The organism is Pseudomonas sp. A34-9, assembly GCF_029543085.1.
In the GTDB taxonomy this organism is placed as follows: domain Bacteria; phylum Pseudomonadota; class Gammaproteobacteria; order Pseudomonadales; family Pseudomonadaceae; genus Aquipseudomonas.
Genome location: NZ_CP119967.1, coordinates 4,766,210 through 4,782,137 on the forward strand (window position 1 = coordinate 4,766,210; position 15,928 = coordinate 4,782,137).

Genomic DNA, 15,928 nt, shown 5'->3' on the forward strand with positions numbered 1-15,928 from the left:
GAGCATGGTCGGCCCAAAGGCCGCCAAGCCCAAAGCGTCAAAGCCGAAAATGCCCAACCATCCCGCGCAACTCACTCCCCAACTGCGCCAGCTCAACACTCGAAGCCGCATTCCCGCGCATTGCGATCGACGACTGATCCGCACTCGCACGAATACTCGTCACACTGCGATTGATCTCCTCCGCCACCGAACTCTGCTCCTCGGCCGCCGCCGCAATCTGCTGATTCATCTGCTGAATCAACGACACCGCTGCCGCAATACTCCCCAGCGCACTCTCGGTCTGCAAAGCATCACTCACCGCCAGCTTCACCAACTCGCCGCTGCTTTGAATCTGCTGCACTGACGCATGCGCCGCCGAGCGCAACGCACTCACCAGCCGCTCAATTTCCTCAGTCGATTGCTGCGTGCGCCGAGCCAGTGCGCGCACCTCATCGGCCACCACCGCAAAGCCCCTGCCCTGCTCCCCTGCCCGCGCGGCCTCGATCGCGGCATTCAAAGCCAACAGATTGGTCTGTTCGGCGACACTCTTGATCACCCCCAGCACCGTGCCGATATTCTGGATTTCAGCACTGAGGCTTTCGATGCTGGAGCTGGCCGACGTCGCCGAATCAGCCAATTGTTCGATGCGCACCATGCTCTGGCGCACCACCTGCTGACCACTCTCGACCTTGTCATCCGCCGTCTGCGCGGCCACCGCAGCCTCTTCGGCATTGCGCGCGACGTCGTGCACGGTGGCGGTCATCTGGTTCATCGCCGTGGCGACCTGCTCGGTTTCTTCCTTCTGGCTGCTGACCTCAAGGTTGGTCTGCTCGGTGACCGCCGACAACGATTGCGCCGAACTGGCCAATTGTTCAATCCCAGCCTGCAAGCCGCTGACAATCGTACTCAGCCCCACCCCCATCTGTTGCATCGCCAGCATCAACTGGCCGATCTCGTCACGACGGGTCACTGCCACGGTCGCACTCAAGTCGCCGGCGGCAATCTGTTGCGCGACCTGAATCACGCTGCGCAACGGCGCGACGATCAGGCGGGTAATCAGCCACGCCGCGAGCAAGCCGACCAGCAACGCCAGCGCCGATGAACCAATGATCAGCAGTGAATTTTTCTTCAGTTCCGCCTGCATCGCGCCGTCTTCAGCGACATAAGCCTGATTCACCCGCTCGACCACTTGGTCGGCACGCTGGTGCAATTGCTCGTAGACGGTTTTTTCCTGCGCGAGCAAGCCGGTGTATTCGGCCAGTTTGTCGTTGAAACCGGCGATATGCCCGGACACTTCATTGAGCACGGTGAGGTAACCCTCGTCCTTGACCGTGGTCTTCAGTTCTTCGGCCTGGGCCTGGGCCTGTGCGGCCTGTTCGATATTGCCCTTGCCGGCGCTGTCGGCGTCACCCTTGCGGCTTTGATCCAGACGAATCCGCGCTTCGTTCATCGCTTGCAGCATCAGCCGGGAGACCTGACTGACCTGACTGGCTTGCTCGATGAACTGCGCGCCATCCTTGCCCTCGCTGTCCTTCAAGGTATATGCACCGTCGTCGGCAAGCCCGGCCTGCAATACGTCGAGGTTGTTGGCCACACTGGACACCGACCAACTGGCCATTTCCAGCGCCAGGTCCTTGGCCTGAGTCAACGACACAAATTCATCGAACGCCTTTCGATAGGCCGCCAGCGACTGCTGCACATCATTCATGACCGGCACATTCGCCGCCGACTGCGCCTTGAGCTGATCAGCCAGAGCAACCAGTTCGTCGACGCCCTTACGCAGCGCATCGGCCGTCTTCGGGTTGCCTCGCAAGGCATATTCCTGTTCGAGCAGGCGCACCTTGAGCAGGCCACTGTTGAGCGAGGACATCTGTTTCAGCCCGTCGAAACGCTGACTGATGGTTTGCAGGGACCAGACGCCAATGGCCGCCACCAGCGCAGTCAGGAGCAAAACCAGCACAAACCCGATACCCAGTTTTTTCGCCATACCGAGGTTGGCAAAACGTCCTTGCATGGCCGAAATCATTGCGCGTAGTCCCCTGCCATTGTCAGTAGAGCGAAGAGTCGCAACGGCCATCCACCGACACAAGTCTCTGGCGTCGGAATAATGGCAAAAAGCTACGCCCGCGTCGTTTTCAGAACACTTGAGGTCGATCCGAACCGGTGTGGCGGAAAAACTGCCGAGCGCGTGGATCGCATGCATAGGCGACGTTGATGCGCAGCCAGTCGCCCGACTCACCACTGGGACTGAACGCGTCAGGCGCTGACAGCAGCACGCCGCAGCGTTGAGCGTGACGACGCACCCGAACCTGATCGGTCATGCGCGAGCGCGCCCAAATGAAAAGCCCACCCGCAGGTTTGCCGAATACCTCCCAATCGGCGTCCTCCAGCGCCTGCAGCGCGGCGGCGCGATCGGCATTCAAACGTTGACGCTGACGCTGCACCAGTTTGCGGTAAGCGCCACTGACCATCAGGCTGGCCAGCACCGCTTCGGAAAACCTCGACACCCCCAAACCACTGATCATCTTGACCTGCGCCAGCTGCCTGACGATTTCACTGTCGGCGAAGACGAACCCGACCCGCAACGAGCTGCTCAGCGTCTTGGAAAAGCTGCCCACGTAAATGACGCGCCCCTCATGGTCCTGCGCCGCCAGTCGAGTGCCGTTGTCCGTGTGCAAGTCCGCATAGACGTCGTCTTCAATCACGCGCAAATCGTAACGCTTGCTCAGTTGCAGGATGCGTTGCGCAACGCTCGGCGCCAGGCAAGTGCCGGTAGGATTGTGATGATGGCTGTTGATGAACAATGCGCTGGGGCGAAACTGTTGCAGCACAGCCTCCAGCGCTTCGATATCCGGGCCGTTCGGGGTACGACGCACCTCGAGCATGTGCACGCCATGCAGACGCAGTAGATCAAACAGCGGCGCGTAACCGGGCGTTTCGACCACCACGCAGTCTCCGGCCTTGAACAAGCTACGCACGATCAGATCCAGCGCATGGCTGGCACCGCAGGTACTCAGCAAATGCGCACTGCGGGCCTCGATATTGAGCAGCTTCAGGCGCTTGACGATCTGCTCGCGCAACGCTGGAAGCCCAAAGGGTGTGCTGTAGTTGAACAGACTGGCCATATCGGTGCGCGCCACCTCGCGCAGCGCATAGCTGAGGTCGTCAGGCTCGCGCCAGCTCTGCGGCAGACCACCTGCACCCAGCTTCAAGCCACCTGCCCTCTCGCACACTGCATCGCACCAGGCATAACGCCCGCCGAATGGCGCCAGTTCATCCTCTGCGCCCAGTGTCGACGGCGAGGCGGCGACGATGAACCCGGTGCCTTGGCAGGTGCTTAGAACGCCCTGCGATACCAGCCGCTCACAGGCCTCGACCACACACGACTGGCTGAGCAGATTACCCCGGGCGATTTGCCTCACGGAGGGCAAACGAGTGGCCGGCGGTACGCGATTTTGCAGGATCCACTCCGTCAGTCCGTCAACAATCTGCTGCACGACCGGCACCATTGCCTGTCGATCAATTCTCAATTCCATGAGCAAGCAAACTCCTGTCCGTTTTGCTGGCGGCAGTAAATCACAGCCGCGCCGGACAGGCTGTGCGACAACGCCGCCAAAAGCGACCGTTCTAACCGTTTGATACACATTGTTTAAGGGACTTCACGGAACTGACCGTGACCCATAAAAAAACCCGCAACGAATGCGGGCTGTTTTGATTGTGCTTTGCTCAAAATGCGGTGACGCCGCCATCCACTGCCAGAGAGTGGCCCGTGGTGAAGGCGGCACCGTCGCTGCACAGGTACAACACGGCGCTGGCAATTTCCTCGACCTTGCCGATGCGACCGACCGGGTGCATCGCGTTGGCGAATTCGCCCTTCTTCGGATCAGCCTCATAAGCGCGGCGAAACATGTCGGTATCGATCACCGCCGGACACACAGCGTTGACGCGGATTTTCTTCTTCGCGTACTCAATGGCTGCCGATTTGGTCAAGCCAATCACCGCATGCTTGGACGCCGCGTAGATGCTCATCTTCGGCGCCGCACCCAGTCCCGCCACCGAGGCGGTATTGACGATCGCCCCGCCGCCCTGCGCCAGCAACAATGGCAGTTGATACTTCATGCACAGCCAGACGCCTTTGACGTTGACGCCCATGATTGCGTCGAACTCATCCATCGAACCTTCGGCGAGTTTGCCTTTTTCGATTTCGATACCGGCATTATTGAAGGCGTAGTCCAGACGGCCGTAGGTATTGATCACCTCGTCCATCAGATTCTTCACTTCGCTTTCGACGGTCACGTTGCAACGCACGAAGGTCGCTTCGCCGCCAGCGGTACGAATCAGCGCAACGGTGCCCTCGCCCCCCGCCGCGTCCAGGTCGGCGACCACCACTTTCAGGCCTTCGGCAGCGAACGCCTGAGCGGTCGCACGGCCAATGCCGTTGGCCGCGCCGGTGACTACGGCAACCTGACCGGAAAACGTCATGCTCATTGTTATGTCCTCGAAGGGATAAATGCACAGGATTTGTAGAACAGCAGCATAGCCATTGCGGTCTGCCGAACGTCAGCACTATCAAATGGCTGTTTATGTGCCCATGCGTTGCAGTGATAAAAGCGGTGCAGTGATCATCACTGCACTGGATCGGCGTGCATTCGCCGCGGCGGCCAACCTTGCGTCATCGCTGGCGAAGGTCTATCAACAAAGCTTCATTCCGTTCGAGTGCCTGTCATGACCAACCAGACCAATCGCCAGTTCCTGCTCGCCAAACGCCCGGTGGGCGCGGCAACCCGCGAGACCTTCACCTATCAGGAAGTCCCGGTGGGTGAACCGGCGGCGGGGCAGATTCTGGTCAAGAACGAATACCTGTCCCTTGACCCGGCCATGCGTGGCTGGATGAACGAGGGCAAGTCCTACATCCCGCCGGTCGGTATCGGCGAAGTCATGCGCGCGTTGGGTGTAGGCAAAGTCGTTGCTTCGAATAATCCGGGCTTTGCGGTCGGCGACTACGTCAACGGCGCCATTGGCGTGCAGGATTATTTCCTCGGTGAGCCAAGAGGTTTCTACAAAGTCGATCCGAAACTGGCACCGCTGCCGGTGTATCTGTCAGCACTGGGCATGACTGGCATGACCGCCTATTTCGCGCTGCTGGATGTCGGCGCACCGAAGGCTGGCGACACCGTGGTGTTGTCAGGCGCAGCAGGGGCGGTGGGCAGCATTGCCGGGCAGATCGCCAAGATCAAGGGTTGCCGTGTAGTGGGCATTGCCGGCGGTGCCGACAAGTGCAAATTCCTCATTGATGAACTGGGCTTCGACGGCGCCATCGACTACAAGTCCGAAGACGTAGTCGCCGGGCTTAAACGCGAATGCCCGAAAGGCGTCGACGTTTATTTCGACAACGTTGGCGGCGACATCCTCGATGCAGTGTTGAGTCGGCTTAACATGAAAGCGCGCGTGGTGATCTGCGGCGCGATCAGTCAGTACAACAACAAGGAAGCGGTCAAAGGTCCGGCCAACTATCTGTCGCTGCTGGTCAATCGTGCGCGAATGGAAGGTTTTGTGGTGATGGATTATGCCGCGCAATACGCCAGCGCTGCGCAGGAAATGGCCGGCTGGATGGCCAAGGGGCAGCTCAAGAGCAAGGAAGATATCGTCGAAGGCCTGGAGACGTTCCCGGAGACGCTGATGAAATTGTTCAGCGGCGAGAACTTCGGCAAGTTGGTGCTCAAGGTTTAGCGGCGAAGATCAAAAGATCGCAGCGTGCCGCAGCTCCTACAGGTGTCACATAACCCTGTAGGAGCTGCCGAAGGCTGCGATCTTTTAGGCGATTTCGGCTACAACCGACGCCAGCGCCTGCGCCGGATCCGCCGCCTGACTGATCGGGCGGCCAATCACCAGATAATCGGAACCGGCATCCAGCGCCTGACGCGGAGTCAGAATACGGCGCTGGTCGTCCTGCGCACTGCCGGCCGGACGAATGCCCGGGGTCACCAGTTGCAGCGACGGATGTGCAGTTTTCAGTGCCGTGGCCTCCAGCGCCGAGCACACCAGACCGTCCATGCCGGCCTTCTCGGCCAGTGCCGCCAGACGCAGCACTTGTTCCTGCGGTTCGATATCCAGACCGATCCCGGCCAGGTCTTCACGTTCCATGCTGGTCAGCACGGTCACGCCGATCAGCAGCGGTTGCGGGCCGCTGCGCTTGTCCAGCTCTTCACGGCAGGCCGCCATCATGCGCAGGCCGCCGGAGCAATGCACGTTGACCATCCACACACCCATCTCGGCAGCGGCTTTCACGGCCATCGCGGTGGTGTTGGGAATGTCATGGAATTTCAGGTCGAGGAATACTTCAAAACCCTTGTCACGCAGGGTGCCGACAATTTCGGCGGCGCAACTGGTGAACAGTTCCTTGCCCACTTTGACCCGGCACAGTTTCGGGTCCAACTGGTCGGCCAGCTTCAGTGCGGCGTCACGGGTGGGGAAATCCAGGGCGACGATGATAGGAGTCTGGCAGGCGGACATGAATGGGCTCTCAGGCAGGTCGAAATCGGCGCGCATTGTAGCGGAACCGGCGGCGGCGCGGCACCCGATGATCGGTAAATCGTCGCCCCTCCGTGATCAGGATAGCGCTCGCTGCTATTGTGTCGACTCCGATACACAACCGACACGCCAGCAACAAGCACCGGCGCTAGCCTCGCCAGCCGCAACACGTCCTTACATCAGCACTTCCCGCCTTGCGGCTGGACGCCTATGCTGAAACCACCACCTCGCAGCCCATCTTTTGTGGTTGGCGGCCTACTGGCAGATGAACAGCCTCATGCACAACACCCAAATGACCGCGACCGATGAGCCTAAAGACGACAAGCGCTGGAACATTCGCGCGCTGATTGTCGATGATGACGTGCCGATTCGCGAGCTGATGATCGATTACCTCGCCCGCTTCAATATCCACGCCAGCGGCGTCACCGACGGTGCGGCGATGCGGCAGGCGATGCAGGCCGAACATTTCGACGTGGTGGTGCTCGACCTGATGCTGCCCGGCGAAGACGGGTTGTCGCTGTGCCGATGGCTGCGCAGCGAATCGGACATTCCGATCCTGATGCTCACCGCCCGCTGTGAGCCGACCGACCGTATCATCGGCCTGGAACTGGGCGCCGATGACTACATGGCCAAACCGTTCGAACCGCGCGAACTGGTCGCCCGTATCCAGACCATCCTGCGTCGGGTGCGCGATGATCGAACCGAACAACGGGCGAACATCCGCTTCGACAACTGGCGCCTGAACAGCGTCCTGCGTCAGTTGATCGCCGACAATGGCCTGGTGGTGCCGCTGTCCAACGCCGAATTCCGTTTGCTCTGGGTTTTCATCGAACGCCCGCGCCGAGTGCTCAGCCGAGAACAACTGCTCGACGCCGCGCGCGGTCGCTCGATCGAAGCCTTCGACCGCAGCATAGATTTGCTGGTGTCACGCCTGCGCCAGAAACTCGGCGACGATCCCAAAGCCCCGCAGTTGATCAAAACCGTACGCGGTGAGGGTTACCTGTTCGACGCGCGGGACATCGGCTGATGCGAGCGCGCTTCGACACGCTGTTCGGCCGCCTGTTTGGCATGCTGTTCGTGGCGATCGTCCTGGCGCACTTGCTGGCTTTTGCCTGGTTCCACCACTACGGTCCGCCGCCTCCGCCGCCACCACCGCCGGAATTCTCCGAGGGTGTCGACGGCCAGCGTCCGCCAATGGATCCGCGCTTCGAACCCCGTCCACCGCGCCCATGGTTTGGCGGGCCGTTGGTACCGCTGACGTTTCAGTTCATCTCACTGATGATCGCGGCGTGGTACGGCGCCAAGCTGCTCAGTCGCCCGATCCAGCGCCTGAGCGACGCCGCCGAACGCCTCAGCGAAGACCTCGACAGCCCGCCGCTCGACGAATCCGGCCCACGGGAAGCGCGCCAAGCGGCGCATACCTTCAATCTGATGCAACGGCGCATTCGCGAACAGGTGCAGCAGCGCGCACGGATGCTTGGCGCGGTGTCCCACGATCTGCGGACACCGTTGTCACGCCTGAAGCTGCGTCTGGAAAACATCAGCGATGAAAAGCTGCAAGGCCAGATGCGTCAGGATCTGGACGACATGATCGGTATGCTCGACGCCACCCTCACCTACCTGCACGAACAGCGCACCAGCGAAGCGTTGCAGTTGATGGATGTGCAGGCGCTGGTCGAGTCACTTTGCGAAAACGCTCAGGACCAAGGCGCCGACGTACAGGTCAGCGGCCACTGCGCACCGTTGCCGGTGCAGCCGATGGCGCTGCGTTCGTGCATCAACAACCTCATGGACAATGCCTTGCGTTATGCCGGCCAGGTCCGCATCGAGATGCAGGATCAGCGCGAGCAGTTGCTCATCCACGTGATCGACCACGGCCCGGGGATTGCCGAGGACAAGCGTGAAGCGGTGTTTGAACCGTTTTATCGGCTGGAAGGCTCGCGCAATCGCAACTCCGGCGGTGTCGGCCTGGGCATGACCATTGCCCGCGAGGCAGCGCAGCGTTTGGGTGGCCAGCTCAATCTTGAAGAAACCCCCGGCGGCGGCCTTACCGCCATCATTCGCCTGCCGCGCTCCTGAGAAACACACAATTCAATGTAGGAGTGAGCCTGCTCGCGATAGCGGTGTGTCAGTCACAGCAAATGTCACTGATAGACAGCTATCGTGAGCAGGCTCACTCCTACAGGGGTTTGTGGTGTGTTTTGGTCTGTGTACCCACCGGTACAAATCCCACATACCCCCGACAACTTGCGCCCTGAGGCTGCATAAGCCGGTACACCCACCGGTTTTCCATTCCAGGGAGTGAGTCCGATGATCGGTAGCGTCAGCAACTACACGAGCTATACCAGCACCAGCAGCACCTCCACGCAAAACGCGCGCAGCCAGCAACTGCAAAAAGAATTGTTTGCCAAACTCGACAGCAACGGCGACGGCGCAGTGGATCAGGACGAGCTGAAAAGCGCCCTGTCGCAGAAGTCCGACGACGGCCTGCTGGTCAACCTGAGCAAACAGTTCGGCGACCTGGACAGCGACGACAGCGGCAGCCTCAGCGCCGAAGAAATGACCGCCATGGCGCCTCCCCCGCCACCGCCCCATGATCAAGCACCGGACACCGACCTCGCCGACGCCCTGATCAGCGCCCTCGACACCGATAGCGACGGGGCCATCAGCAGTGACGAACTGAGCAGCGGCCTGACCAGCGCCGGCAGCAGCGCCGACAGCAACGAAATCTTCTCCGCCCTCGACAAGAACAAGGACGGCACCGTCAGCCAGGACGAACTCACCGCCAGCCTGCCCCCTCCGCCCCCGCCACCAGCGCAAATCAACAGCGACGAACTGTTCAGCCAACTCGACGCCGATGGCGACGGCAGCGTGACCGCGACAGAACTCGGCAGCGCACTGCAAGCCAGCGACAGCAGCGCTGCAACGACCAGCACCGACACTAGTGCCGCACTGCTCAAGGTGCTCGATAGCGACAGCAGTGGCGGTGTCAGCAGCGATGAACTGAAAGCAGCTTTGCAGGCGGGGCGTGAACGGCCGGATGAAGAGCAGACCGCTTCAACGCAGAACACGACTGAAGCGCTGAATCGCATGATCGCCAATTTGAGCAAGCAGTATTCGCTGGAGAAAACGGCGTCGGTGGGCAAATACCTCAACGTCGCCACGTAAATTGCCCTTCTGTAGGAGCTGCCGAAGGCTGCGATCTTTTGTCGTTGATTTTTTTCAATCAAAAGACCGCAGTCTTCGGCAGCTCCTGCGTGGTGAGTTGGGGTTTGGGGGGCTGGGGATTTGGGGGCATATCCGTTGCTGCGGGTGTTGCCGCTGGCGGTTTCGCTCTTACAGCGACTCACTTTTCCAAACGCCGAAAAGTAAGCAAAAGGCTTTGCCCCTGGCGTACGGCACTTCGCTGAGGCTCAGTGTTCCCTCGCTACGGTGTCCATCCGGGGGCATCGCCTACGGTTTGCTTCGCTGCACCTCCTCTCGATGTATGCGGCTGCGCCGCACGGCGCTGCGCGCCTACCCCCGGATGAACACCTCCGCTCGGCCTGCCGATGGGGCAAAAAGTCAAAAGCCAAAGCCAAAGCAAGATCACAAGCCAGATCAAGAGCCCCTCACCCTAGCCCTCTCCCGGAGGGAGAGGGGACTTGACCGAGGTGTTTGGGGAAGGTACGCCGACGTGCAATACCGCGTTGAACTCAGATCTTGAAAAGCCCGCAAATCGGCTCCCTCTCCCTCGGGAGAGGGCTGGGGTGAGGGGCGAATCCACCACAAAACCAAAGCCGAACACCCGCTCTTCACCACTCAACAGGATGAGCGTTAGCTCGGCTGCAGCTTTTGATCTGTAAGGCGACATCGGAAGGCTGAGTGGAGGGATTGATCCGGGGGGTGGGAGCGCAGCGACCGTTTGGCGAAGCCAAACCCAGCGAGAGGAGGTGCAGCGAAGCAAACCGTAGGCGCTGCGCCCGGATCGATCCCGGAGCGAAGGGACCCCGAGCCTCAGCGAGCGGGCCGCACGTAGGAGCATGAACGGGACAACCACATAGGTAACAGTTAAGTTCAGGCACATGGGTAACACCTGATCACTTATTTTTGATTACTTTGAGCGTCAGATAACCATCCTTAGCGTCTCGTTCATCAACACGTCCCAGTAGAACAGGCCCAAAGATGATGTCCCAAACACCCTCGCTGATGCTCTCCAATCCGACTATCTGATGTTTCAGGACATAGCCCACATAGATTCTGAGCCTTCCTTTGTTCACTACGCCGTTGGAGTCCGTTCGGTATGCCTCAACATGGCTGGGGTATTTCATCTCCGGCAACTTTCTCGGAAATACCCGTGAAGAGCTGATGTAGCAAGAGGCCGGGGTTTTCTGCCCCAATGCCTCATGAAAACGCTCATGATTATAGTGCTGCATGAACAGATCAAAATGCTTCTGCTGAGCTCCCCACTCAATTTCCGGCGGTCTTGGCAATGTACTTTTAAGCGTGCGGTGCATGCGTTCATGCCGTCCGTTTTGCTCAGGTCGCCCAGGTTGAGTCCGCTCATGAATGATGCCTAGACGAGCCCACCAAATGGATAATTGTGATAACCCCGCACGCCCGCCGCTGGCAAAAGGGACACCGTTATCAGTGCGGATCCGCTCAGGCATCCCATACGTCTTAAATAACCGTTCGAAGGTGGCTTTGGCGTCCTTGAAAGTCGTGCTCGGCATACTTTCACAAGCCAGTAAAAATCGACTGGCGTGATCCATTACCGTCAACGGGTAACACCAGACACCGTCTCCTGTCAGGTATTGGCCTTTGTAATCAGCGCTCCAGAGCTGATTAGGAAGGTCGGCTTTCTGGAGTGGTTTTGGATAGACAGCGACACGCTGACGCAACCGTCGAGACACCACTAGCCCCGCTTTTTTAAGCACGTTGTAGATCGTGGTTTTGGAGGGCGGCGGCTGATCTGGAAACCGCTCTTGCAGGGCTGTCTGGATCTTTTTCGGGCCCGGCGTGGTTTGACCTTGGCGCCGCAGCTCAAGAATGGCTTCTTTGACCGCAAACGGCACAGCCTGTGCTTGAGAATGACGCTTGCGACTGCACTCCGCCAAGCCATTGATGCTGTCCGCGTTGTAGCGGGCCACCCACTTGTAGCCAGTCTTGCGACTGATGCTGTGAGCCGCACAGAGTTGACTGAAGTTGAGCCGACCGGACAGATAGTCGGCGATGAACATCACTTTAAGGTCCATAGGTTTCAGCTCTCGCCACGGCATGGTCAGATCCTCGGAATCGACCAGTGCCAGTTAAAAACTGTTACCTATGTGCTTGAACTGTTTTGTTACCTATGTGGGTGAGTCATACCAGCAAGCGTTTTTGGTTACTTTTGAGGCGTTTGTCAAAAGTGACCCGCCGTAAGGGCGGAACCCTAATCAGCAACACCCGAAGCAACGGATATACACCCAAAACCAAAAACCCAAAACCGCTACCGCCGCTCCTCAACCCGCGACTGACTCTTGCTCCAATCCGTCAACAAACTATAAGCCACCGCCAACAACGTAGGCCCGATAAACAACCCGATAAACCCAAACGCAATCAACCCGCCGAACACCCCAAGCAACACAATCACCAACGGCAAATTCCCCCCGCGACTGATCAGATACGGCTTGAGCACGTTGTCCACGCCACTGATGATGAACGTCCCCCAGATCCCGAGAAACACCGCCATCCCGTACTCACCCTTCCACGCCAGCCAGGCCGTCGCCGGCACCCACACCAACGGCGGCCCCATCGGAATCAGACTCAGCAGGAAGGTGACAATCCCCAGCACCAGCGCCCCCGGCACCCCGGCAATCAAAAACCCGATCAGCGCCAGAAGCGCCTGCGCCGCCGCCGTCCCGATCACCCCGTTGACCACCCGCTGCACCGTACCGGCCACCAACTCGATGTAATACCCGGCACGATCCCCGATCAATCGCTCCAGCAGACTGTGCACAAATGCCGCCAGTCGCGGCCCGTCACGGTAGAAAAAGAACACAAAGACAATGCTCAGCGTCAGCTCGAGAATCCCGCCGCCGATCTGCGCACTGCGCGCCAGCAGCCAGTTACCGACCTGCCCCAGATAAGGTTTGATCGACACCATCAATGCGGCGCCCTGCTGATCGATGCTGTTCCACAGCCCGACCAGGCGCTCGCCCACAAACGGCAAAGTCCCCAGCCACACCGGTGCCTCTGGCAGGCCGTCGACCTGCACATCCTTGATGAACGCAGTGGCATCACGCACATGATCGCCGACGTTGAACCCCAGCCAGACCAGCGGCGCGGCCACGAGCAACATCCAGCCCAGCGTCAGAATCGCTGCAGCCAGCGATTCACGGCCATTGAGCCAACGGGTCAACAGACGCATCAGCGGCCAACTGGCAAACGCCAGCACCGCGCCCCAGAACAGCGCCGACCAGAATGGCGCCATCACCCAGAGGCTGGCACCGAACAACACCAGCAGCAGGATCTGCACCAGCAGGCGATCGTTATTGAGCATGTAAGGTCTCGAAAAAGTCAGTCAGGCAAAGAGTAGGCGAACACGCGGTTCGTGCTCGCCCGAAACAGCTTATCGCAACAGATCGATGCGCAGGCCAGAGCCTTCGACACTGCCGGTTTCCATGCGTGCCGCACGCACGCCCTGATTGATCAGCGCCTGGCGCCAGGCTTCGGCCTTGGGCCCTGACACCGTTACGCGCAAGGTCGTGTCGAGATTAAGGCCACGGGAAATCAGGCGTAGCCAGGTGTCATCCGGGTCATTCACTCGATCAGGGAAATCCAGCTCACCGGTGCTTTTGAGCTGGCGCAACAGCGTCGCCGAGGTCGGCAGCAACTCACCCAGCGGTGCAACCGCCTCGAACTGTTCGACATGCAGATAAGCTTTGCGATTGCCACGGGTGATGCTGTAAAGCGCCACCAGCGTGTTGTCTCGCGGCGCGGCCAGCCTCAGCAGCAGATAAGCCTGTTGCTCGTCGGCACCATACAGTTTGGAATTACCGAAGACCTCGTTGGCCCACAGGCTGCTTTCCCCGCAATCACGCGCCTGACACCAGAACAGCAATTCGGCGTCCTGCTTTTGCAGGGCCTCGCGGGCGGCGGTGAAGGCTTCGGTGGCCGAATGTTCGGGGGGTAACTCGTAGGTTACCGACGTGGTCTGGCCGCGAGCGGTGACCTGGCCGTCGAAACGCAGTTGCCCGCTGATCTTGCGGATCGAACCCAACGGATAGATCCGTTCAAGTTCTGCGGGCGGGCGATAGTCGACGATCTGCGCATCGGCCAGACGCGGCACGATCTGCAGATCCTGGCTGCCCGGCACATCGGCGGCGAACGAAACGGTACTGAAACAGCACAGTGCCAACAGACTGAGTGACCGCATAGTCAGGCTCATCGGATCGGCATGACTGGGTAATTCGAGGTCGCAGCGGTGTAGAAATCCATCGTGGTTGTCTCCCATTTCAACCCGACCAGCCTCGACAGTTGCCCGCAGCAAGTCAAGGAATGGCGAAGAACCGATTGAAACAGTCTGCGACAAGGTCGGCCCCGGCCTCATCGTTCAGGTGCAAATGGTGCCCGCCCGCCAACTGTTCCCGGCTAAAGGGTAGACGCTCCAGCAACTCGGGATGTTTGGCCAGCATGCCGTCAGCCGCGACCACCAAATGCGCCGGGCAACTGACCCGAAGCGCGAAGGCCATCGCCTGTTCCTCGGTCAGACGCAGTGGCGATGGCAGGGTCAGGCGATTGTCGGTGCGCCAGGTGTAGCCTCCCGGCACCGGCATCAAGCCGCGCTGGGCCAACAGTTCAGCCGCCTCGCGACTGACCGCGACCAGCCCCTTCATCCGCGCTTCGATAGCACGGTCGAGGGTCTTGTAGACCGGTTTGCGTTTGTCGCGCAGATCCAGTTGCGCTTGCAGGGCCATGCCCATGCGTTCGGCAGCGTTTTCGCCTTTGTCTGTAGGAGGAATCACGCCGTCAATCAGCGCCAGATGAGTGATGCGTTCCGGTAACGAACCCGCCAGCACCATCGAGACAATGGCGCCCATCGAATGCCCGAGCAGGCCGAAACGTTTCCAGCCAAGTTGCTCGGCGACTTGCAGCACGTCATGGGCGTAATCCCACAGCGCATAGCCGGCGCCGTTGGGTCGATGCCCGGAATGCCCGTGCCCGGCCATGTCCAGCGCGATGATGCGCAAGCCTTTGAGCCTGGGCGCCAAACGGGCAAAGCTGTTGGCGTTGTCGAGCCAGCCATGCAGCGCGATCACCGGCACACCGTCCTCGGGCCCGAACAAATGCGCAGCCAGTTCAATATGCGGCAAGCTCAGGCGCACTTCTTCGAAGGTCGGGCTCATGCGCAATCCTTGTCCTGACGGTTTTCCCAACGGATAAACAGGTTTTTCAACAACCGTGCGGTGTCCTGCGGGCGCTCAAGCGGGAACATGTGCCCGCCGGGCATGCTCAACGCCTCGCCCTGGGCCAGACGCGAAACGAAACGGGTGTGATGACGCATGACCACTCGACTCTTGTGCCCGCGCACCACCGCCAGCGGCACTTGCAATTGACGGGTACGGCCGGGGCTGGTGTGCGGCACGCCGCGATAGATACTGATCTCGGTGGCCGGGTCGAAACGCAGACGCAGTTTGTCGCCGACCTGATGCAAACCGTGTTGCAGGTAGGCGTCGAAACACTCCGGATCGAAACCACGAAACAAGGTCTTGCCGGCGAAATAGTTGCGCGCACTGTCGAGGTCGGCAAACTCTTCACGGCGCCCCAACGTGCGCCCGGCCGGGGTCAGTCTGTCGATGAATCCAAAGCGCTTGGCCGCACGGATCACCCACTGATCGGTGCGGGTCAGCACGGGCGAATCCAACATCACCACGCCGCGATACAGCTCCGGGCAACGCAGCGCTGCGTGCAGATGCAACACGCCACCGAAAGAATGGCCGACACCCCAAACGGGCTGATCCTGCTGCTGCAAATGGTGGATCAACTCGTCGACAAGGTTGTACCAGTTGTCGTCCGCCGGGAAACGCGGGTCATGGGCGTGCTGCTCCAGATGCGCAACCCGGTACTCAGGCGCCAGCGCCGCGAACAACTTGCCATAGGTGCCCGAGGGGAACCCGTTGGCGTGGGCGAAAAAGATCGGTTGCGACATACCGGAAAATCCATGAGCGGGAAACGTGGCGTTGATTGTCCGTAAGACCGCGCCCTACAGCAATGACCGTAACTGCCAGGAATGATGACAGTCCGGTCAAGGCTATGGTGAGTCAGTCGGATCGCTACCCCCTCAGCCCAACCCTCTCCCCCAGGAGGGCGAGGGGGGAAAGGGAGCAGATCTCCATGCTTTTGCGAATCTGTATTCGACTCGGTATCTCAGGTCGATGTACTTCGAATAAACCACTCG

14 protein-coding genes are annotated in these 15,928 nt (G+C 60.0%); 5 read left to right on the forward strand and 9 right to left on the reverse strand.

All coding sequences use genetic code 11. The features are described 5' to 3' along the window. Positions 1 to 37: 37 nt before the first annotated feature. The 3 genes from P3G59_RS21260 to P3G59_RS21270 form a co-directional block, all read right to left on the reverse strand. A complete protein-coding gene (locus P3G59_RS21260; protein WP_277758846.1) occupies positions 38 to 2,005 on the reverse strand; it encodes a methyl-accepting chemotaxis protein in 1,968 nt (655 codons plus the stop codon). 109 nt (positions 2,006 to 2,114) lie between these two features. Continuing rightward, positions 2,115 to 3,515, reverse strand: coding sequence for a PLP-dependent aminotransferase family protein (locus P3G59_RS21265; RefSeq protein ID WP_277758847.1), 1,401 nt, complete (start codon positions 3,513 to 3,515; stop codon positions 2,115 to 2,117). A gap of 190 nt (positions 3,516 to 3,705) precedes the next feature. Beyond that, entirely contained in the window at positions 3,706 to 4,467 is a 762-nt protein-coding gene (locus P3G59_RS21270; protein ID WP_007917441.1) for an SDR family oxidoreductase, read from the reverse strand. An 85-nt stretch (positions 4,468 to 4,552) separates the two neighbouring features. Here P3G59_RS21270 and P3G59_RS21275 point away from each other — a divergent pair, with 85 nt between their 5' ends. Together P3G59_RS21275 and P3G59_RS21280 are read left to right on the forward strand one after the other, a co-directional pair. After that, positions 4,553 to 4,708, forward strand: coding sequence for a hypothetical protein (locus tag P3G59_RS21275; protein WP_277758848.1), 156 nt, complete (start codon positions 4,553 to 4,555; stop codon positions 4,706 to 4,708). Next, positions 4,705 to 5,709 (forward strand): NADP-dependent oxidoreductase, encoded by a 1,005-nt coding sequence (locus P3G59_RS21280; protein WP_277758849.1) that lies wholly within the window; start codon positions 4,705 to 4,707, stop codon positions 5,707 to 5,709. The genes P3G59_RS21275 and P3G59_RS21280 overlap by 4 nt, the downstream gene beginning before the upstream one ends. Positions 5,710 to 5,793: 84 nt before the next feature. Here the strand turns inward: P3G59_RS21280 and pyrF are convergent, their stop codons facing one another. Next, on the reverse strand, positions 5,794 to 6,492 hold the full coding sequence (pyrF, locus tag P3G59_RS21285) for an orotidine-5'-phosphate decarboxylase (RefSeq protein WP_175553485.1): 699 nt from the start codon (positions 6,490 to 6,492) through the stop codon (positions 5,794 to 5,796). A gap of 283 nt (positions 6,493 to 6,775) precedes the next feature. On the opposite strand from pyrF, the gene P3G59_RS21290 reads away from it, so the two are divergent. The 3 genes from P3G59_RS21290 (at position 6,776) to P3G59_RS21300 (ending at position 9,678) form a co-directional block, all read left to right on the forward strand. Further along, positions 6,776 to 7,537, forward strand: a complete 762-nt coding sequence (locus tag P3G59_RS21290) for a response regulator transcription factor (RefSeq protein ID WP_277758850.1) — start codon at positions 6,776 to 6,778, stop codon at positions 7,535 to 7,537. Beyond that, on the forward strand, positions 7,537 to 8,589 hold the full coding sequence (locus P3G59_RS21295) for an ATP-binding protein (protein ID WP_277758851.1): 1,053 nt from the start codon (positions 7,537 to 7,539) through the stop codon (positions 8,587 to 8,589). Before P3G59_RS21290 ends, P3G59_RS21295 begins: the two co-directional genes overlap by 1 nt. A 231-nt stretch (positions 8,590 to 8,820) precedes the next feature. Continuing rightward, on the forward strand, positions 8,821 to 9,678 hold the full coding sequence (locus P3G59_RS21300) for an EF-hand domain-containing protein (protein WP_277758852.1): 858 nt from the start codon (positions 8,821 to 8,823) through the stop codon (positions 9,676 to 9,678). 911 nt (positions 9,679 to 10,589) lie between these two features. Here the strand turns inward: P3G59_RS21300 and P3G59_RS21305 are convergent. From P3G59_RS21305 to P3G59_RS21325, 5 genes are all read right to left on the reverse strand, one after another. After that, a complete protein-coding gene (locus tag P3G59_RS21305; protein ID WP_277758418.1) occupies positions 10,590 to 11,768 on the reverse strand; it encodes an IS481 family transposase in 1,179 nt (392 codons plus the stop codon). 209 nt (positions 11,769 to 11,977) lie between these two features. After that, positions 11,978 to 13,030: an AI-2E family transporter gene (locus tag P3G59_RS21310; protein ID WP_277758853.1), complete on the reverse strand. Its 1,053-nt coding sequence runs from the start codon at positions 13,028 to 13,030 to the stop codon at positions 11,978 to 11,980. A 69-nt stretch (positions 13,031 to 13,099) separates the two neighbouring features. After that, the gene (locus P3G59_RS21315) at positions 13,100 to 13,906 is read right to left on the reverse strand and encodes a DUF4892 domain-containing protein (protein WP_277758854.1); all 807 of its coding nucleotides are present in this window, start codon (positions 13,904 to 13,906) and stop codon (positions 13,100 to 13,102) included. 115 nt (positions 13,907 to 14,021) lie between these two features. Continuing rightward, the gene (locus P3G59_RS21320; protein ID WP_277758855.1) at positions 14,022 to 14,876 is read right to left on the reverse strand and encodes an alpha/beta hydrolase; all 855 of its coding nucleotides are present in this window, start codon (positions 14,874 to 14,876) and stop codon (positions 14,022 to 14,024) included. Beyond that, entirely contained in the window at positions 14,873 to 15,679 is an 807-nt protein-coding gene (locus P3G59_RS21325; protein WP_277758856.1) for an alpha/beta hydrolase, read from the reverse strand. The genes P3G59_RS21320 and P3G59_RS21325 overlap by 4 nt, the downstream gene beginning before the upstream one ends. Positions 15,680 to 15,928 lie beyond the last annotated feature (249 nt).

Excerpts from the sequence above, each read along its gene's own strand:
- P3G59_RS21295 (WP_277758851.1), top strand. The coding sequence starts at position 7,537 with ATGCGAGCGCGCTTCGACACGCTGTTCGGCCGCCTGTTTGGCATGCTG.
- P3G59_RS21275 (WP_277758848.1), top strand. The coding sequence starts at position 4,553 with ATGGCTGTTTATGTGCCCATGCGTTGCAGTGATAAAAGCGGTGCAGTG.
- pyrF (WP_175553485.1), bottom strand. The coding sequence starts at position 6,492 with ATGTCCGCCTGCCAGACTCCTATCATCGTCGCCCTGGATTTCCCCACC.
- P3G59_RS21290 (WP_277758850.1), top strand. The coding sequence starts at position 6,776 with ATGAACAGCCTCATGCACAACACCCAAATGACCGCGACCGATGAGCCT.
- P3G59_RS21315 (WP_277758854.1), bottom strand. The coding sequence starts at position 13,906 with ATGCGGTCACTCAGTCTGTTGGCACTGTGCTGTTTCAGTACCGTTTCG.
- P3G59_RS21270 (WP_007917441.1), bottom strand. The coding sequence starts at position 4,467 with ATGAGCATGACGTTTTCCGGTCAGGTTGCCGTAGTCACCGGCGCGGCC.
- P3G59_RS21280 (WP_277758849.1), top strand. The coding sequence starts at position 4,705 with ATGACCAACCAGACCAATCGCCAGTTCCTGCTCGCCAAACGCCCGGTG.
- P3G59_RS21310 (WP_277758853.1), bottom strand. The coding sequence starts at position 13,030 with ATGCTCAATAACGATCGCCTGCTGGTGCAGATCCTGCTGCTGGTGTTG.
- P3G59_RS21300 (WP_277758852.1), top strand. The coding sequence starts at position 8,821 with ATGATCGGTAGCGTCAGCAACTACACGAGCTATACCAGCACCAGCAGC.
- P3G59_RS21305 (WP_277758418.1), bottom strand. The coding sequence starts at position 11,768 with ATGCCGTGGCGAGAGCTGAAACCTATGGACCTTAAAGTGATGTTCATC.
- P3G59_RS21320 (WP_277758855.1), bottom strand. The coding sequence starts at position 14,876 with ATGAGCCCGACCTTCGAAGAAGTGCGCCTGAGCTTGCCGCATATTGAA.
- P3G59_RS21325 (WP_277758856.1), bottom strand. The coding sequence starts at position 15,679 with ATGTCGCAACCGATCTTTTTCGCCCACGCCAACGGGTTCCCCTCGGGC.
- P3G59_RS21260 (WP_277758846.1), bottom strand. The coding sequence starts at position 2,005 with ATGATTTCGGCCATGCAAGGACGTTTTGCCAACCTCGGTATGGCGAAA.
- P3G59_RS21265 (WP_277758847.1), bottom strand. The coding sequence starts at position 3,515 with ATGGAATTGAGAATTGATCGACAGGCAATGGTGCCGGTCGTGCAGCAG.